We start from the raw sequence: 18623 nt of genomic DNA, 5'->3' as shown, positions 1-18623 counted from the left end.
TTTTTTAGAGAACGGGTGACCCCATGAGTGAATCAATCTTACATTAAGCTTGATTTGCTCATTTTTTATTGGTTCAAACATTGTGCTGAAACTGATTGATTCGTTTTTTGTTACATCAAATATAGGAGAGAAAATAATTTCTTCATTTAACATACTCTTAACATTCGCCTCATTCACTCTTAACATTTTCTCTGTATGATTAGAACCATAGAACGAAATAATAATAAATTTAAACAAATTGAGAAAGAGGGAAAAGAAGAATGAAAAAGATATTGGCGATTACATTAGTAATGATATTGACTGTCGCTGCACTTGCAGGATGCGGTGCGAAAGACCAAGGTGCAGATACTGGAGAAACTCCTCCTGCTGAGCAAGTAACTGGAACCGTAGTAACTGCTGGTTCAACCTCCGTACAGCCCCTTTCCGAGGAACTTGCAGCTGCATTTATGGATGGCAACTCCGGAATCACAGTCGAGGTTCAGGGCGGCGGATCCGGACAGGGAATCAAGGCGATTCAGGAAAAGATCGCAGACTTTGGAGCTTTGTCAAGAGAAGTAAAGGATGAAGAAAAAGCATCTGTAACAAAAGAATATGTCATTGCAAAAGATGGCGTGGCAGTTGTTGTAAATCCTGACTCAACGGTTGAAAATTTAACGATTGAGCAAATCAAGAAAATATATACAGGTGAAATCAAGAACTGGAAAGAAGTTGGCGGAGAAGATGCTCCTATCGTAGTAGTCAGCAGAGAAGAAGGCTCCGGTACTAGAGGTGCATTCACCGAGATTACAAAGGTTGCAGCGAAAAATGAAGCAGGCGAAGAAGTTGACAATACCACAAAAGATGCTCTTGTACAGGGTTCCACAGGTGCTGTTATGCAGACTGTAGCTACGACTCCCCACACTATCGGATACGTTTCACTGGGATCACTGAGTGACACTGTAAAGGCCGTAACGGTCGAAGGCGTTGCACCATCTTCTGAAACCGTAGTTTCTGGCGAATATAAAATTTCTAGACCGTTTCTGTATGTAACAGGAGGCGAACTCAGCGAAGCCGCACAGATGTACATCGATTTCGTCCTCAGTGCAGAAGGGCAGGCAATTGTAGAAGAGAGCGGATTTATATCCGTACTGTAGCTTCTCCTCAAGATTTAAATAGATTTACGACATAACGTGATTGGTAAAAGATGAAACACACCCGCCGCATATATTCCCAAAGCAGAGGTTGCCTGCGCAAGGAGATAAACCGTCTCCTTGGGAATATGCTGCGGCAGGTGCATCCGGGCCAACCACGATAAGTCATTTTTGGACCTAAGGAAACGCTGGTTCATTCCATTCAGACATTTGATTAAGACAGCGCTTTCAGACGGAAACTCGGTAATTTTCCTCTGACCGGTTTCTAATTTTAAAGGAATCAGATAGGTAACATAAATGAAGACATATGAGAAGATAATTGAAAAATTAATATTGATATGTGCTGTGACAGCAACTATATCGGTAGCACTGATTACCTTGTTTATATTCAAGTCGGGGCTGCCGGTTTTGGCTGATTATGGTGTGTTTAACTTTATTTTCGGAACGACTTGGTCCCCTACCAACGGATCTTATGGAATTTTTCCTTTGATTGCAGGAACGTTGTCCGTAACATTAGGTGCCTTGGTGATTGGTATTCCAACAGGAATCGCATGTGCTGTATTTCTTGCAGAAATCCTTCCTAAGCGATGGGCGAAGGCTTTTAAATCCGCCATTGAACTACTAGCAGGTATTCCGTCAGTTGTTTATGGTTTCTTTGGTCTTGTAGTCCTCGTTCCCGCCATTCGAAATTTAGTGCTTCCGATTTATAGGATCTTTCATCCAGATGCTTTCGCCACCGGATTCAGTATCTTGGCGGGGGCAGTCATTTTGGCAATCATGATTCTGCCCACTATCGTGAGCATCTCAGAAAATTCTATCGCCGCTGTACCGAGGGAATATAAGGAGGCTTCACTGGCTTTAGGCGCAAACAAAATGGAAACCATCGTTCGCATTCTGATTCCGGCAGCCAAGTCTGGAATCTTATCCTCCATTATTTTGGGGATGGGCAGAGCCATCGGTGAGACTATGGCAGTGCTGCTCATAACAGGGAATATGGCCAAGGTCCCAAGCGGAATATTGGATCCTGTAGCTACTTTGACGGGAACCATTGCGATGGAAATGGGGTATGCGTCCCCGACGCATCAGCAGGCCCTTTTTGCGGTTGGAATTATCCTGTTTGTGATCATCATGCTCCTTAATATCTTTGCTCAGCTCAGTATGAGGGGAATGGGAGGCAGTACAAGATGAAAAAACAGAAGGAATTAAAAAATATCAAAAATACGAAAAATGTGGTGTTCTATGGTTTGATTGGCGTGCTTGCCGCTGTAACTCTGGCATCACTGATCATCATAATTGGCTACATCCTTGTGAACGGCATATCCCATATCAACTTTGAGTTTCTGACGCAGGATCCAAAACGTATGGGAAAAGAGGGTGGTATTTTTTCGGTTATCATCGGAACCCTTATGGTAACAAGCGTTGGCATCCTCATTGCGACGCCCATAGGCATAGCGGCAGCAATCTACTTTACCGAGTATTCTAAAGAAGGAAAAGGCGTTTACTTGATTCGATTTTTCACAGAGATCCTGGCAGGAATCCCTTCCATTATATTCGGACTCTTTGGATTCGCATTTTTCGTAATCTTCCTTAAAATGGGCTGGTCAGTGCTTTCCGGCGGTCTGACTCTGGCGATTATGGTTCTGCCTACGCTTATCAGAGCGACGGAGGAATCGTTGAAAACAGTTCCGATGTCCTATCGAGAAGGCAGTCTTTCTCTGGGCGCGACGAAATGGCAGACAATTGTCAGGGTCATTCTGCCATGTTGCAGGCCGGGGATTTTGACAGGTCTGATCCTTGGGATTGGAAGAGCTATAGGAGAGACTGCTGCGGTTATGCTGACCGTGGGAGGTTCCCTGCGGCTGCCTACATCGGTCTTTGATTCAACAAGAACTATGGCGGTGCATCTGTACATTCTGGCAGCGGAAGGTCTTTCCATGGAGAAAACCTATGCCACCGCGGCGCTGTTAATCTTTATAGTACTGGTTATCAATACCTCTGCCAATCTGATCAGCAATAAACTAGGAGGAAACAATGGAAACTAAATTTGAGATAGAAAAACTGAATCTGTACTATGGAACGTTTCAGGCACTGAAAGAAATCGACATGAGCATCTATGGGAATAAGATCACAGCTTTGATCGGCCCGTCGGGCTGCGGTAAATCAACCTTTCTGAGAACGTTGAACCGTATGAATGACCTGATTCAGGGTGTGAAAATAGATGGTATGATCAAATTTGACAACCAAGATATTTACGGCAAGGACTATGATATCATTGAACTTCGCAAGAAGGTAGGGATGGTATTTCAGAAACCAAATCCTTTTCCCAAAACCATTTACGAAAATATCGTTTATGGCCCTAAAATCCATGGTGAAAAAGACAAGAGTACCTTGGATCATATCGTTGAGCGGACGTTGAAGGAAGTAGCGCTTTGGGAAGAAGTGAAAGACAGGCTCCATAAGCCGGCGTTGGGTCTTTCCGGCGGACAGCAGCAAAGGCTTTGCATCGCCAGATGTCTGGCTGTAGAACCTGAAGTAATCCTGATGGACGAACCTACTTCTGCTTTGGACCCGGTGGCAACCTCAAAGATTGAGGGCCTGCTGGAAGAATTGGCTGAAAAGTACACCATAGTTATCGTGACACACAACATGCAGCAGGCGGGAAGAGTGTCTGATTACACTTCCTTTTTCCTGAATGGAAAGGTCATTGAGACCGATAAAACAGAAGTTATTTTTTCGAATCCGGCGAACAAAAAGACGGAGGATTATATTACGGGGAGGTTTGGATGATGGTTGCAAGACCGCAGATGGACCATGAGATGTCCATCATAACAAACGATTTGCTGGAGATGACAAGGCTGGTAGAAGAGGCGATCCGTCTGGCGATAAAATCTCTTACGGAAAAGGACAGTGATCTGGCGAGAAACATCATAAACAATGATGAGGAAATCGATGATTTGGAAGATGCGATCAAAGATAAATGCCTCAAATTCCTTGCGACTCAGCAGCCCCTTGCGGGAGATCTTCGCTACATGATTTCGATAATGCAAATGGTAAGAGATCTGGAGCGGATCGGAGACCACTGTGAGGATATTGCAAAATATACACTAAGGTTTGAAAATGAAGCGTATATGAAAGAATTGATCGATATCCCGAGAATGGCTGAGATGGCGGCAAAGATGGTAAAGAATGCCATCGATGCTTTTGTCAACCGCGACCTGCGCTTGGCAAGAAAGGTCTGGAAAGCGGACGAAGAGGTTGATGAGCTCTTTCGCAATATCTATGACGAGCTCATGGGTATGGTGGATCAGGATTCCAGCAGGACCAACCAAAGTGTCATGTTCCTGTTTATCGCAGCACATCTTGAACGAATTGCGGATTATGCTACTAATATCTGCGAAGAAACGGTCTTCACTATGGAAGGCAACTACGAGATGGAATAAAAATAAAAAGGCAAACCGCTTTCTCTGGAAACGAAGATCATTTCCATGGGCAGGCGGTTTTTTCATTTTAACAGAGACAAGATGCATTTCTTTTGATAGAATCTATCGGTGTCGGTCTATAACATATTCCATACGAAAAATGCAATCAGAAAAAAGAAATTAATTGCAGAGTAATTTATCATAAAGCAATTTGAAAAAATACTTGAATAAATATCGTGAATAATGTATAATTATTCACATGTTAACCATTTGCGTTGAAAAATAAATCATCAGGCAACAATCGAATCAAGGTTATACATCGGAACGTGCTGATGAAATGAGGAGAGAAAGAAGGAACAAATTATGGAGAAGAAAAAAATAGTTGCAATATTGCTCGTGATTGCTGTGGCGCTGTCTTTCGCAGCCTGCGGAGGAAAAGAACCAGCGGCCGAAGGCGGCGATGCACCTACATACAAAGTGGCTATGGAACCCACATTCCCGCCATTTGATACCATTGATGAGGAAACACAGGAACTTGCAGGCTTTGACGTTGATATGATGAATGCCATTGCAGAAGATCAGGGTTTCAAGCTGGAATGGGTTAACATGGGATTTGATGGTCTGATCCCTGCACTTGAAGCAGGAAATATTGACATCATCGCATCAGGCATGAACGCCAGTGAGGAAAGAAGAGAAAAGGTAGACTTTTCCACTACCTATTATGATTCCGGTCTTGTGGTAGCCATCAAAGCCGGAAATACAGAAATTAAGAGCATTGACGACCTGACCAAGGATATGAAGGTGGGCGGCCAGATCGGAACGACAGGAGCAGATCTTGCAACTGAGCTCTTTGAAGCGGGAAAGATCAGTGAAGCGAAGATATACAACGGGCTTGATGTAGCCGTTATGGATCTTCAGAATGGCACGATTGCCGCATTGATCAATGACCTTCCTGTTACCAAAGCCTATATGGATTCAAAGCCTGGAACGATCGAGATCGTTGGTGATGTACTGAACGCGGAGTCTTATGGCTATGCGGTGAAGAAGGGCAACCAGGAATTGCTCGATAAGATCAACGCCGGAATGCAGAATCTGAAAGATAACGGTAAATTCGACGAAATCTATGCAAAGTGGTTTGAATAAGCCGGGAGAAACCCGATTATAGAAATAATCTGCGAAGAGTTTGCCTACGGGCAAACTTTTCAATTCTCAATTTAAAGTGATTCGAAAAAGAATAAGGAAGAAGTCAGAAGTAAGAAATAATAAGTAAGAAACACCGGCCTTCGGCGCCGGATTTGATTTAGGAAACGCTGATTCATTCAGCGCTTTAGTAGGAATTTAATTTAAGGAGTAACAGTTTGGGTATCTATTTAAAAGGATTACAAATTGCATACAGCGGAATCGCCGTGACCCTTCAGATCACGATTTCTGCAGTTCTGATCGGCGTTGCGCTGGGGCTCATCGTAGCTCTTGGAAAAATGTCTTCTTTGAAGCCGGTGAGGGTAGTATTTTCGGTGTATGTGGAATTATTGAGAGGAACCCCTCTTGTTGTTCAGGCATTGATCATCTATTTGGGATTTCCGGCGCTTTTGCAAAGTTATGGGATTGCCTTCCGATGGGATGATGCTGTCCTGGCCTCAATTCTCGTGTGCGGAATCAATAGCTCGGCCTATGTGGCGGAGATCATCAGGAGCGGGCTTCAGGCGGTGGACAAAGGTCAAATGGAAGCTGCCAGGTCTTTGGGGATGAACCATGTTCAAGCAATGCGGTTTATTATCGTTCCCCAGGCGTTCCGGATCATCCTGCCAGCTCTTGGAAATGAGTTTATCTCTCTGCTGAAGGAAACTGCGGTTTTAAGTATTATTGCTGTCGTAGAGGTAACCCGAAAGAGTATGCTTTGGGCTTCCCAATCCTTTGAGTTTTGGCCGGCATATTTAGGAACCGCCGTCGTATATCTGAGCATAACAATTCCCCTGTCACGTTTGGTGGCATATATGGAAAGGAGGATGGCGCAAAGTGATCGAAGTAAATAATCTCACAAAAGAATTCGGCAAATTAAAGGTTCTACGAGGAATCACAGAAACCATCCGCGAGAATGAAGTAGTCTGCGTTATCGGACCCTCCGGTTCCGGCAAGAGTACGTTTTTAAGATGCATCAATCTACTGGAGACACCCACCTCCGGTGAGATTTATATCGATGGTGAGCAGATCAATAAAAAGGATGTGGACATCAATAAGATCAGAAAAAAGTTAGGCATGGTCTTTCAGAATTTTAACCTGTTCCCCCATATGACAACCCTTGAAAACATCACGATCAGTCCGATTCGTGTCAACAAAATTTCGAAGGCAGAAGCAGAAAAATCTGGTGCAGAACTGCTTCAGATGGTTGGGCTGCAGGATAAGGCAGGCGTTTTTCCTGCATCTCTTTCCGGTGGTCAAAAGCAGCGTGCTGCCATTGCAAGGGCTCTTGCAATGAAGCCTGAAATCATGCTCTTTGATGAGCCGACATCTGCATTGGATCCTGAGATGGTCGGAGAGGTGCTTCAGGTAATGAAGGATCTTGCACACCGCGGCATGACCATGGTCATCGTCACCCATGAAATGGGCTTTGCGAAAGAAGTTGCCGATCGCGTTCTCTTTATGGATGAAGGCATGATTGTCGAACAGGGTACACCAGAAGAAATTTTCGGAAATCCGCAAAACGAAAGAACAAAAAACTTTTTAAGCAAGGTGCTTTAGTTTCCGACTGGCTGAGGCCAGAACACACTTGATTGAAAAATTAATAAGGCAAGAAACAAGCGCTGCATACGGGAGACCCTGTGCAGCGTTATTTTATCTAGTAGGAAATATCATTTCCTGTTAGATAAAATGGGGAGTGCAGAGGGGGCACCCCTCGCCGATAAAGGAGGGTGCTCAGCTCGCGAACTGAAGCGGAAGTGGCGTAGCCACTTATTTTATTTGATTCCTATTTTGTTTTTTTCTTTCTGGATGTATAATGGATAAAAAGACTGCCGCAGATTGCAGGCGGGCTGCCATGAAAGCAACAAGTTACATAAGAGGAGGACAACGATGAAAGTTAAATTTTTAGGAGCAGCAATGTCTGTTACCGGTACCTGCCATCTTATTACGACAGATCAGTATAAAATACTGCTTGATTGCGGACAGTTTCAGGGAAGCAAAGCCCTTGAAGAATTAAACGCAATGGACTTTGGTTTTCAACCTTCGGAAATTGATTTCATGATCCTGAGTCATTCTCATATCGACCACAGCGGAAGAATACCGCTACTAACAAAGAGAGGATATTCCGGAAAAATCTATTGCACCGATGCAACGGCTGATCTGGTCGAGATCATGCTGAAGGACAGCGGATATATCCATGAAAAGGAAGCCGAATGGACCAATCGAAAAGCAGAACGCTCCGGTAAGCCTTTCGTAGAGCCTTTGTATACCTTCCAGGACGCAGCGGATGCTGCAAAAAATCTCGAGCCGGTGCTATATGGACAGCTTTATGAAATCAATCCGGATATTCAGGTGCGCTTTCGCGATGCGGGACATATTCTGGGCTCCTCCATTGTAGAGCTTTGGATCAGAGAAGGGGAGCATGTTACAAAACTAGTTTTCTCCGGAGATTTGGGTGTGAAGAACAGGCCCATTCTGAGGGATCCGGAAACCATCGAGGAAGCAGATTTCTTGATTATGGAAGCCACCTACGGAGATCGTGTTCACGAGTCCAGCGGAGAAAGCCTGGAAAAGTTTTTTGAGATTATATTAAACACAACAAGGCGTGGAGGAAGTGTCATTATTCCATCCTTTGCGGTAGGACGAACACAGGAACTAATTTATCAACTGAATATATTTTATGAGGAGCATCAGGAATTCAAACATGAGCTGGACAAGCTCATGGTATATGTGGACAGTCCGCTTGCCACCAGTGCAACGGAAATATTCCGAAGAAATGCACAGGTCTTTGATGATGAGACAAGGGAATACATATTGAAAGGGGATAACCCTCTCGATTTTAAAAATCTGGTATTTACCCGAACAAGTGACGAATCACGCCAATTGAACTTCAATCCCGATCCAAAGATCATCATCTCAGCCAGCGGCATGTGCGATGCAGGCAGGATCAAACATCACCTAAAGCATAATTTGTGGAATCCAAAGAACAGTATTGTCTTTGTGGGCTACCAGGCGGAAGGCACTTTAGGCAGATCCATTGTAAACGGGGACAAAGATGTGACCATCTTCGGAGAGAAGATTCACATCAATGCTGAGATCCATAATCTGGAAGGATTCTCCGGGCACGCTGACAGAGACGGATTGCTGGAATGGCTTTCTGGCTTTGTAAAACCACCGAAACGGGTATTTTTGGTTCATGGCGAGGAAATGTCCAAGAAAAACTTTGCCTATACTGTAAAACAGACCTTAGGCTTTGACTGTACCGCCATCGAGGATGTATCAGAGTACGATCTGGAGCTTGATACGGTGCTGAGCGTGGAAGACACACGAAATCTCATTGCAACAGAAGATCAGCTCGACAAGGTGAAAAGTCAGCTGTCTAAATTGCGGGATGAATTGGAAACAATATTATATAATACCCACCTTGCGGTGGATCAAAATACAACACAAGAACGAATCAATGAAATTTCAAACAGCTTGATTGAATTGGAAAAGAACTCTATCAAGCTGGGAACAACAATTGCGACGAAAGAGGCTTAAGAACAATGGCAGAGATTATCGTGATCGGAATCGCCGGAGGTACAGGCTCCGGAAAAACCACAATGATAAAACGGATTAAAAAAGAGTTCAATAATGAAATTACCATATTGAGCCATGATTTCTATTATAAGAAGTGCAGCCATCTCCCCTTTGAAGAGAGAGAAAAATTGAATTACGATCATCCGGATGCGTTTGAAACAGATCTTATGGTGGAACATCTCAAAGAACTTAAGGAAGGGCGCTCTGTTGAGCGTCCTGTTTACGACTTTGTCATTCATGACCGCAGGGATGAAACTGTGGGGGTAGAGCCTGCAAAGGTGATCATTGTTGAAGGGATACTTATCTTTGAACACAAAGAATTGCTGGACCTGCTGGATATTAAGGTCTTTATTGATACCGATCCTGATGTGAGGATCATTAGAAGAATTATGAGAGACGTGAGGGAGCGAGGACGCAGCCTTGATTCCGTCATCAATCAGTATCTGACCACAGTGAAGCTCATGCATGAGGAATTTGTTGAGCCTAGTAAAAAGAAGGCGGATATTATCATTCCAGAGGGTGGATACAATATCGTAGCGCTACAAATGCTGAACGACCGTATTAAGGCATTGCTGCGGATGTAAAGACCACACAGCTCCTGTATTAAAAATAAGAAAAATGTCTCAATTTTGTTTTGCTTAAGAAAATTTTTTGGTATAATTCTATTTGAGAGTAATTTCTTTGTGAATTAAGGGGGAAAAGATGTCTTTACTGAAAGAAATCGCGCCAAGTGTACAGCAGGTAGCAGAGGCAATTGCCATTGCTGTTGGAGTTGAGGTCGAAATCGTAGACAATCAGCTGACGATCGTGGGAGGGACATCAGTCTATGCGCAGAGAATCGGAGAAAAGGAAGAGGCGGGAGAAATAGACGGGAATTATCTGTATGCCAGGGTTTTACGGACAGGTATGACCATGAATATTGCAGATGCCCAAAGTGATCAAAATTACGGAACCTCAGTGGATGCCTTTGGAAGCTATGAGCTTGCGGAAATCTGCACACCGATTAAGGTTTCAGATCAGATTATCGGTATCATCGGACTGGTAGCATTAAACGAGAAACAGAGAGCGATCCTGCTTGACAAGAACAGAAGCATGGTTTCTTTTGTGGAAAAAATGGCGGATCTACTTGGCGCAAAAGCCATGCAGAAGAAGGCGCTGAATCATGTTGAACTTAGTATGAGCGAGATGGCCACTGTCCTGGAAACTACCCACGAGGGAATCTTTGCCATCGACAGCAGGGGTTATATCCGGCATTGCAACAGCATGGCGGAGGAATTGTTCAAGACGACGAAGAATGATATTGTGGGAAGCCATATCAGCAAATTTATGCGAGGAACACCCGCCCTTGAAGTTTTGAGATCAGGTACCGGCTATACGGAAAATGAAGAAGTCTATAACAGCGAACGGGGAAGCTATCACTTTATTGTTACTGCAAAACCGTATTTTTCCGAGAGGGATGTTGCCGGAGTGGTTATTTCCTTTCGCGATATTGAGGAAGCCCAAAAGCTCGTTTATAACATTAATACCAGAGCACTGAAATATACATTTGATGATATTATGGGTGAAAGTGAGGCCATACGGCGTGCGAAAAACCAGGCGCTTCTGACGGCCAGAGGAAATTCGACCGTGCTCATAACGGGAGAGAGCGGAACGGGAAAGGAAATGTTTGCAAAAGCCATCCATTATTCCAGTTCCAGAGCGAAGGGGCCCTTTGTCACGGTTAATTGCGGTGCCATTCCTGAAAATCTGCTGGAAAGCGAGCTCTTTGGTTATGAAAAGGGTGCTTTCACTGGAGCCAATGAAAAGGGGAAGTTCGGGAAATTTGAACTGGCCAACGGCGGAACCATCTTTTTAGATGAGATCGGAGATATGCCCCTTCACCTTCAGGTAAAGCTGCTGCATGTCCTTCAGAATATGCGGTTTGAACGAGTGGGCGGCAACAAGGTCATTATCGTGGATGTACGTGTCGTTGCGGCAACCAATAAGGATCTGGAAACCATGATCAAGGATGGCACCTTCCGGGAGGATCTCTATTACAGACTGAGCGTTATCCCGCTGACCATACCTCCTCTGCGAGGACGCAGGACGGATATCAAGCCGCTAATGTATCACTTCTTGAATAAATACAATACCTTTATGAATAAAAAGATTATTGGCTTCACTGAAGAAGTGGAGTACATCTATGAAGCATACGACTGGCCCGGCAATGTCCGTGAGCTTGAGAATGCAATCGAATACGGAACCAATATGGCCTTTGGTGACAAGATCGGCATCGATGCCATTCCCAGCCGCCTCCTGAAAAATGACGCCAACACCATTCATATTGAGGAGAGCGATCTTCCGCTCAGTGAGCAGGTGAAGTTCTATGAGAAGGAAATCATCACCAGGAAGCTGAAAAAGTATTCGGGAAGCAGCAATGCTAAGGATCTTGTGGCAAAGGATCTGGGCTTAAGCAGAGCAACCTTGTATCGGAAGCTTTCTGAACTGGATATCAATTAAATCAGCACTAAATTTCTCAATCATGAGAAAAATAGTTCCTGTATGATAGAGACTGGGAATTGACTTGTCGTATGACGTATGAAAGAACATTGAAATTTCAATAATTCTAAAAATAATCATTTTGTTAAAAATTTGAATGATTCGGCATGAATTTTGTATGCTGTTAAGATAGCGTTGGTTTTATGCCGTTGAGTTACAGCCGGGTGCTTTATGCAGGCGCGTAACAGCCAAGGCCGATGTCGGCGGACTGTTTTATGGAGTAGTAGTCCATCGATTCATTGATTCAGCACACGCTGCGGGAAGCAGTGTGTGGAATAACAACGAAAATCTCCGAATCAGGTTTCGGGATTTTCCAGTGTAAGGAAACACTGATTCAGTGCTTCCCTGAATTTTGTCAGTGGCGAGAGCCGGACAGGATAAGATAAAGGAGGATATTAAAATGTTAAGAGATGCATTACCTAAAGTCGCAACACCATTACCGGGACCAAAGGCAAAGGAGATCATCGACAGGAGAGCGAAGGCAATGCCCAATGCGATCCGCTGCGGATATCCATGTGTTATCGCACGAGGAGAAGGCGCAATGTTTGAGGATGTTGATGGAAATGTCTTCCTTGACTGGATCGGAGGAGTAGGTGTACTCAATATCGGCTACAGCAATCCTGAATTGATCGATGCAGTAAAAACTCAGAGTGAAAAATATTTCCATGCCATGATGAATATCACCACTCATGAAAGATACATAGAGCTTGCTGAAAAGATGAATAGTATCGTCCCTGTTAAAGGAGATGACAAGAAGACAATGTTTGTAAACAGTGGTGCAGAAGCAGATGAAAATGCTGTGAAGATCGCCAAAGGCTACACTGGAAGACCGAATGTCATCGTATTCACAGGTGCCTTCCATGGACGGACACTCATGACCATGACCATGACAGCGAAAAAGGCGTATGCCATCGGAATGGGACCTTTCCCTGACGGCGTTTACAGAGCAGAGTTCCCCAATGTCTATAGAAGACCTGCCGGAATGTCCGAAGCAGAAGCAGTTGCTTATTATATCGGAAAGCTGGAAGAGCTGTTTGTTGAAGCAACTCCGCCGCAGCATGTTGCAGCCATCGTATTTGAACCTGTTCAGGGCGAAGGAGGCTTTGTGCCGGCTCCTATTGAATGGGTAAAAGCTGTCAGAGCAATCTGTGACAAACACGGTATTATGATGATTACAGACGAAGTGCAGACTGGATTTGCCAGATCGGGAAGAATGTTTGCATCAGAATACTTTAAAGAAGCAGGATGTGCGCCTGATATCATGACCAGTGCAAAATCCATCGCCGGCGGGCTGCCCATCTCCGCTGTAACTGCCAGAACAGAGATCATGGACGCCGTTACACCCGGAACCATTGGCGGAACTTACTGCGGAAATCCTGTTGCATGCGCTTCCGCTCTTAAGGTCATCGAAGTGATGGAACGGGAAGACTATCCAGGAAAAGCCCTGAAGATTGCTGAAAAGTGCATGGCGAAATTCAATGAATGGAAAGATAAATATGATATTATCGGCGACGTTAGAGGCGTTGGCGCGATGATGGGTGTTGAATTCGTTACGGATAAAGCATCCAAGAAACCGAATACAGACTTGGTGAACGCGATCGTAAACGAAGCGGTTCAGCACGGACTGCTGCTGGAAAGCGCCGGAACCTACGGTAACGTAATCCGCTTCCTTTGCCCGCTGTGTGTAACAGATGCACAGCTGGAAGCAGGACTTGAAATTTATGAAAAAGCGATTGAAACCTGCTTGAAATAAAAGTACTAGATCGTGTTGCGATAAAGTACCAGAAGTACCGTATATAGCATCGTCTCATGTACGGTACTTTTTGTGTCTTGGGATTGGAATTTCAAGACATCTTTTTAAGTTGAATTTTTAAATTGGATATGTTACTATATTTAAACAATAGCATCAATTGACAAGGCAAAACACCTGATGCTATGACTTCATGATAATATAGCCCTGATGATAGCATCGTTTTGAAGCTTAATTTCGGGCGGTGCTAGGGAAGTAAGGAAGACAGATATGGAAATAGAAATGAAGTATGTCATAGGGGATAGGGAAATCGCCAGAAACATTTGGGAAGATGAGTATCTTTCCGGCATCGAGGAAAAGGACTCCAGAGAAAAGGTTTACATGAAGGCGGCTTATTTTGATACCGATGATCATATCCTTTCTAAAAATGACATCGCATTCCGCGTGCGCATGGAGGGCCCCCGTATCGTCGCATCTTTAAAATGGAAAGGTGCAAGCGAGGACGGTTTGCACACAAGAGAAGAAATCAACGTACCGGTGAAGGATGAAGCTTGCTTTATTCTCCCCAATCCTGAGATCTTCAAAGAGAGCGATATCGGCCGTGACATGATTGCGTTGCTCAACGGGAAACCTCTGAACAGCTTGCTGGAGACAAGATTCTTACGGAGCAGACTTCGGGTTGACACCGGAAAGAGCATTTGTGAGGTTGCCATCGATGAAGGTGAAATTGTGACCGATTATGGTACCACGCCGATTTGTGAGCTTGAGATCGAATTGTTTAGCGGTGATCAGGAAGATATTAAAAAAATGGGAGAACTGCTGGCAGAAAAATATCAATTGATTCCCGAGGACAGAAGCAAATATGCAAGGGGGCTGTCGCTGCTTGAGGAGCATGAACTTTAACATGATCCCTAAGAATTCAAATTGAAACGCATTTTTAATCATTCTAATTATTATAACTAATCGGTTTAAAGAATTATTTGAAAACAGTTTAAAGATATTATATAATAGCTTCCGTAGGGTGCGCGCAGAACGCGCGCAAGTAGCTTAGGAACCGTCTCGGATTGAGGCAGATGTTCCTGAAAGGAAGGTAATATATGGTATCTTTATTTATTTCTGTGCTGCCGATCCTTGTGATTTTAGCAATGCTATTAATCTGGAAAAAGCCCGCAGATATAACAGGCGTAGCAGGGTGGATTTCAGTATCCATACTTGCATTTCTTTTTTTTGGCACGAGTTTGGAAGTGATCGTCCGCTCAAGTGCTGCAGGACTCATTAAATCTTTTGCTGTCTCCCTGATCGTTGCAGCATCATTGCTTCAGATGGCGCTGATGCAGACATCGGGCGCATTGAGACGGGTTATTGTATTTATAAAAACCATCGCCCTTGACAATCGGGCAATTCAGATCATCATGATCAATGTTGGTTTTGGAACACTGATGGTATCGGTGGGCGCAACGCCGGTATCCCTTCTTCCTCCAATTCTTCTAGCCCTTGGTTACACGACCTACAGTGCCATTGCACTGCCGGCAATCGGATATGACTCACTTTGTACATATGCCCTTTTAGGAGCGCCTATCGTCGTTCTTGTAGATGTGGTAAACGGTTTTCTTCTTGCCGGAGATCCAGCGGCAACCCCGATTACTCTGGGAATGGCCGCGGAGATTTTCTGCCTGTTTGTCCCAGTTACGGCAGTCATGATCGGATTTTGTATGCTGTGGATCGCAGACCGATGGAACGGAGTGAAAAAAGGATTTCTGCCATGTATTACCGCAGGCATTATCATTGCCGTCGTCGCATATCTTACCAGCAGAATGGATAACCTTGTCCCGCTGACCGGTGTGTTCTGCGGAGCAGCGGTGATTCTTGCTATGGTTGCGTATCTTAAGCTTACAGGAAAGAAAATCATTGATAGAAGCAAGCTGACAAAAGAAGAGCTTGAGCTCGAAGCTTCCATGCCGCTTTGGAAAGCGGTAAGCCCTTGGGTGATTCTGATTGTGCTGATCCTTGCGCTGAATCTTCCCAAGAATCTGTTCGAATTCTTTTACTATGAATTCACCATGCCCATTAATGGGCTCTCTGCCAACGGCACACCCATCGCCACAAGATTCTTATGGAATGCATATACTTGGATTTTTGTCAGCGTATTCCTCTCCATTCCGATTTTGAAGCCCACCAAGGAGCAGCTGAGTACCACCTTTAAGCTGTGGGCAAAGCGCGCACCAAGGCCGGCCTTCGCTGCTGCTATATTTTTCAGTATCGGAGAAGTGATGAATATGTCCGGCTTCAATATGGCGACCCAGGCATTTGATCATCCCAGCATGATTCAGATTCTGGCTGATGCTTCTGCGAAAGCCTTTAACCAATTCTACGTTGTGGTTGTACCATATATCGGCTTGCTGGGCGGATTTATCACAGGGAGTGAAGCTTCCACCATTGGAATGTTTGGAAAATACGCACTTGCTACAAGCAAAAACCTCGGGCTCAGCACACCGGCGATGATTCTGATCATCGGAGGTCTTGCGTTTGGCGGAGGCCTGGCAAGTGTAATCTCCCCTGCCAAGCTTCAAAATGCTGCGGCATCCATCGATAAATTCGGAGAAGAGACAAAGGTGATTCCCATGGCCTTCGTATTTTCCATTATTCTGGTGACGGTGACGGCACTCCTGGCGGCATTCTATCTGTTTACCGGTATTGTATCGTAACGCTAACAATAAGAGCGGCGGCTTTTTGATCAATTTGTTTCAATGAGTCGCCGCTGTATTTGTTTTTGTGAAATCAGGGCAGGAATCAGAAATCCAATTAATGCTTTACATTATTAAGGATTGACGGTATAATTATATGCGCACATTGTGCAATTCCAGACCAATGGGTATCCATTGGTCTTATCGGTGCTTATACTATTAGGAGGATTTAATAAATGATATCAACTTTTATTTCGAAGGAAAAGAACCAGGTCAAATTCACAATGGAATTCACCGCTGATGAGTTTGATAAAGCAGTGACCGACGCATACCAGGCAACAAAGGGAAAATACGTTATTGATGGGTTCCGCAAGGGAAAAGCACCCAGAAAGCTCATCGAAGCTCGTTATGGCGAAGATGTATTTTTTGAAGATGCAATTAATAATATGTTTTCAAAAGGATATCCGGAGGCTATGGATGCGCTGGATCTGGATCCCGTCGACAGACCTTCCGCTGAGTTTGACAAAATTGAGAAGGGCCAGGGATTTAAAGTGACCATCACAGTTACTGTGAAACCTGAATTCGAAGTGAAGGATTACAAGGGAGTAAAGGTTGCTAAAGTTGAACACAATATAACGGAAGAAGACGTAGAAAAAGAGCTTGAGACACTTCAGAAGAGAAATTCAAGGTTGGTAATTGTTGACCGTCCCGCTCAGGATGGTGATACTGTGCTGATTGATTATGCCGGTTTCGTCGGAGAAGAACAGTTTGAAGGCGGAACAGCAGAAAGACAGCCTCTGTCACTGGGAAGCAACACCTTCATCCCCGGCTTTGAAGAACAGCTTGTAGGCGCCGTTGCATCCGAAGAAAGAGAAGTAAAAGTAACGTTCCCGGAAGAGTACCATTCCGCTGATCTTGCCGGCAAGGACGCGATCTTTAAGTGCAAGGTTCACGAGATCAAAGAAATGGAAAAACCCGAGCTGAATGATGAGTTTGCCAAAGATGTAAGCGAATTTGACACACTGGAAGAGCTGAAGAACGATTCCAGAGAGAAACTGGAAAAGGCTGCGGTTTCCAAGGCTGAATATGAAACGAAAAACGCCGTGCTGGAGAAGGTTTATGAAGCCAATGAGATCGACATCCCAGAGATCATGGTAGAAGAGCAGATCGACGAGATGATGAGAGAATTCGACCAGCAGTTAAGATATCAGGGACTTGACCTGGAAAAGTACTTTGAATACCTTCAGAAGGATGCCAAGGAGTTCAGAGACGAACTCAGAGCAGATGCTTTCAAGAAGGTAAAGACAAGACTTGTAGTGGAAGCAGTTGCAGAAGCTGAAAAGCTGGAGGCCAGCGATGAAGAAGTGGAAACAGAACTGAAGGCTATGGCAGAACAGTATAAGATGGAAGTTGAAAAACTTAAGGAAATGCTGCAAGCCGATAACTATGCACTTCTTTCAAAAGATATTAAAATGAGAAAAGCCGTTGATTTTATGTTTGAAAATGCGATAGTTGAGTAATATATAATTAGGTTGTATTCTGAAAACTCATTGCAGTTTTCAGAAACAACCCAGGGAAATACTGATTGATTCAGGTCATGCGCCTTTTAACAATAAATCAGAGTTCCCATCGAACTAAGCATTTCAGATTTTCATTCCCTTGCATCGGCCTGCGGAATTGAATCAAGATGATGCGGACTGAAAGCACAAGGCACAAATGCTTCAACGTGCAATAATTAAGGGGGGAAACTTAGATGACACTAGTTCCAATGGTAGTTGAACAGACGAATAGAGGAGAGAGATCTTATGACATCTATTCGAGACTGCTCAAAGATAGGATTATATTTTTAGGGGATGCCGTTGATGAACATACGGCAAGCCTTATCGTTGCTCAGCTATTGTTCCTGGAATCAGAGGACTCTGAGAAGGACATTAACTTTTATATCAACAGTCCAGGCGGCTCCGTAACTGCCGGTCTGGCAATTTACGATACGATGCAGTATATCAAGCCTGATGTGGCTACGATTTGCATGGGTATGGCGGCAAGCATGGGAGCCTTCCTGCTGTCTTCAGGGGCAAAAGGCAAACGATTCGCTCTGCCAAATTCCGAGATCATGATTCATCAGCCTCTTGGCGGCGTCAGGGGTCAGGCCGAGGATATTAAGATTCATGCGGAATGGATCTTGAAAACAAGAGATAAGTTGAATCAAATTCTAAGTGAGAATACCGGTCAGAACCTGGAACGTATTGCCAAAGATACCGATCGCGATAACTTTATGAGCGCTCAGGAAGCAGTAGAATACGGGATTATAGACAAGGTAATGAAATCCAGAGAGTAAGGGGGG

At 44.3% G+C, this 18623-nt stretch carries 16 protein-coding genes; all 16 read left to right on the top strand.

What is annotated here, in order from left to right; genetic code table 11:
• Positions 1-260: 260 nt before the first annotated feature.
• The 16 genes from FRZ06_09860 (at position 261) to clpP (ending at position 18617) form a co-directional block, all read left to right on the top strand.
• Entirely contained in the window at positions 261-1133 is an 873-nt protein-coding gene (locus tag FRZ06_09860) for a phosphate ABC transporter substrate-binding protein (protein ID QOX63635.1), read from the top strand.
• Positions 1134-1427: 294 nt separating this feature from the next.
• Positions 1428-2318, top strand: a complete 891-nt coding sequence (pstC, locus tag FRZ06_09855) for a phosphate ABC transporter permease subunit PstC (GenBank protein QOX63634.1) — start codon at positions 1428-1430, stop codon at positions 2316-2318.
• Positions 2315-3172 carry a phosphate ABC transporter permease PstA gene (pstA, locus tag FRZ06_09850; protein ID QOX63633.1) on the top strand — a complete coding sequence of 286 codons (858 nt, stop codon included), beginning with the start codon at positions 2315-2317 and terminating at the stop codon, positions 3170-3172. Before pstC ends, pstA begins: the two co-directional genes overlap by 4 nt.
• Positions 3162-3917: a phosphate ABC transporter ATP-binding protein gene (pstB, locus tag FRZ06_09845; protein QOX63632.1), complete on the top strand. Its 756-nt coding sequence runs from the start codon at positions 3162-3164 to the stop codon at positions 3915-3917. Before pstA ends, pstB begins: the two co-directional genes overlap by 11 nt.
• A complete protein-coding gene (phoU, locus tag FRZ06_09840; protein QOX63631.1) occupies positions 3914-4570 on the top strand; it encodes a phosphate signaling complex protein PhoU in 657 nt (218 codons plus the stop codon). Before pstB ends, phoU begins: the two co-directional genes overlap by 4 nt.
• Positions 4571-4912: 342 nt before the next feature.
• On the top strand, positions 4913-5692 hold the full coding sequence (locus tag FRZ06_09835) for a basic amino acid ABC transporter substrate-binding protein (GenBank protein ID QOX63630.1): 780 nt from the start codon (positions 4913-4915) through the stop codon (positions 5690-5692).
• A gap of 215 nt (positions 5693-5907) precedes the next feature.
• The gene (locus FRZ06_09830; protein QOX63629.1) at positions 5908-6582 is read left to right on the top strand and encodes an amino acid ABC transporter permease; all 675 of its coding nucleotides are present in this window, start codon (positions 5908-5910) and stop codon (positions 6580-6582) included.
• A complete protein-coding gene (locus tag FRZ06_09825; GenBank protein QOX63628.1) occupies positions 6566-7288 on the top strand; it encodes an amino acid ABC transporter ATP-binding protein in 723 nt (240 codons plus the stop codon). The genes FRZ06_09830 and FRZ06_09825 overlap by 17 nt, the downstream gene beginning before the upstream one ends.
• Positions 7289-7618: 330 nt before the next feature.
• A complete protein-coding gene (locus FRZ06_09820; GenBank protein QOX63627.1) occupies positions 7619-9268 on the top strand; it encodes an MBL fold metallo-hydrolase in 1650 nt (549 codons plus the stop codon).
• A gap of 5 nt (positions 9269-9273) precedes the next feature.
• Positions 9274-9891: a uridine kinase gene (locus FRZ06_09815; GenBank protein QOX63626.1), complete on the top strand. Its 618-nt coding sequence runs from the start codon at positions 9274-9276 to the stop codon at positions 9889-9891.
• A gap of 118 nt (positions 9892-10009) precedes the next feature.
• Positions 10010-11806: a PAS domain-containing protein gene (locus FRZ06_09810; protein ID QOX63625.1), complete on the top strand. Its 1797-nt coding sequence runs from the start codon at positions 10010-10012 to the stop codon at positions 11804-11806.
• 439 nt (positions 11807-12245) lie between these two features.
• Positions 12246-13598, top strand: a complete 1353-nt coding sequence (locus FRZ06_09805; protein ID QOX63624.1) for an aspartate aminotransferase family protein — start codon at positions 12246-12248, stop codon at positions 13596-13598.
• Positions 13599-13865: 267 nt separating this feature from the next.
• Entirely contained in the window at positions 13866-14498 is a 633-nt protein-coding gene (locus FRZ06_09800; GenBank protein ID QOX63623.1) for a CYTH domain-containing protein, read from the top strand.
• 194 nt (positions 14499-14692) lie between these two features.
• The gene (locus tag FRZ06_09795) at positions 14693-16300 is read left to right on the top strand and encodes an L-lactate permease (protein ID QOX63622.1); all 1608 of its coding nucleotides are present in this window, start codon (positions 14693-14695) and stop codon (positions 16298-16300) included.
• A gap of 215 nt (positions 16301-16515) precedes the next feature.
• On the top strand, positions 16516-17799 hold the full coding sequence (locus FRZ06_09790) for a trigger factor (protein ID QOX63621.1): 1284 nt from the start codon (positions 16516-16518) through the stop codon (positions 17797-17799).
• A gap of 233 nt (positions 17800-18032) precedes the next feature.
• Complete coding sequence (gene clpP / locus FRZ06_09785; protein ID QOX63620.1) at positions 18033-18617, top strand: ATP-dependent Clp endopeptidase proteolytic subunit ClpP; 585 nt, start codon at positions 18033-18035, stop codon at positions 18615-18617.
• Positions 18618-18623 lie beyond the last annotated feature (6 nt).

This window comes from Clostridiales bacterium (assembly GCA_015243575.1).
GTDB classification, from domain to species: domain Bacteria; phylum Bacillota; class Clostridia; order Peptostreptococcales; family Anaerovoracaceae; genus Anoxybacterium; species Anoxybacterium hadale.
Note: the sequence above shows the minus strand (reverse complement) of the source record. Positions and strands in the feature narration are given on the sequence as shown.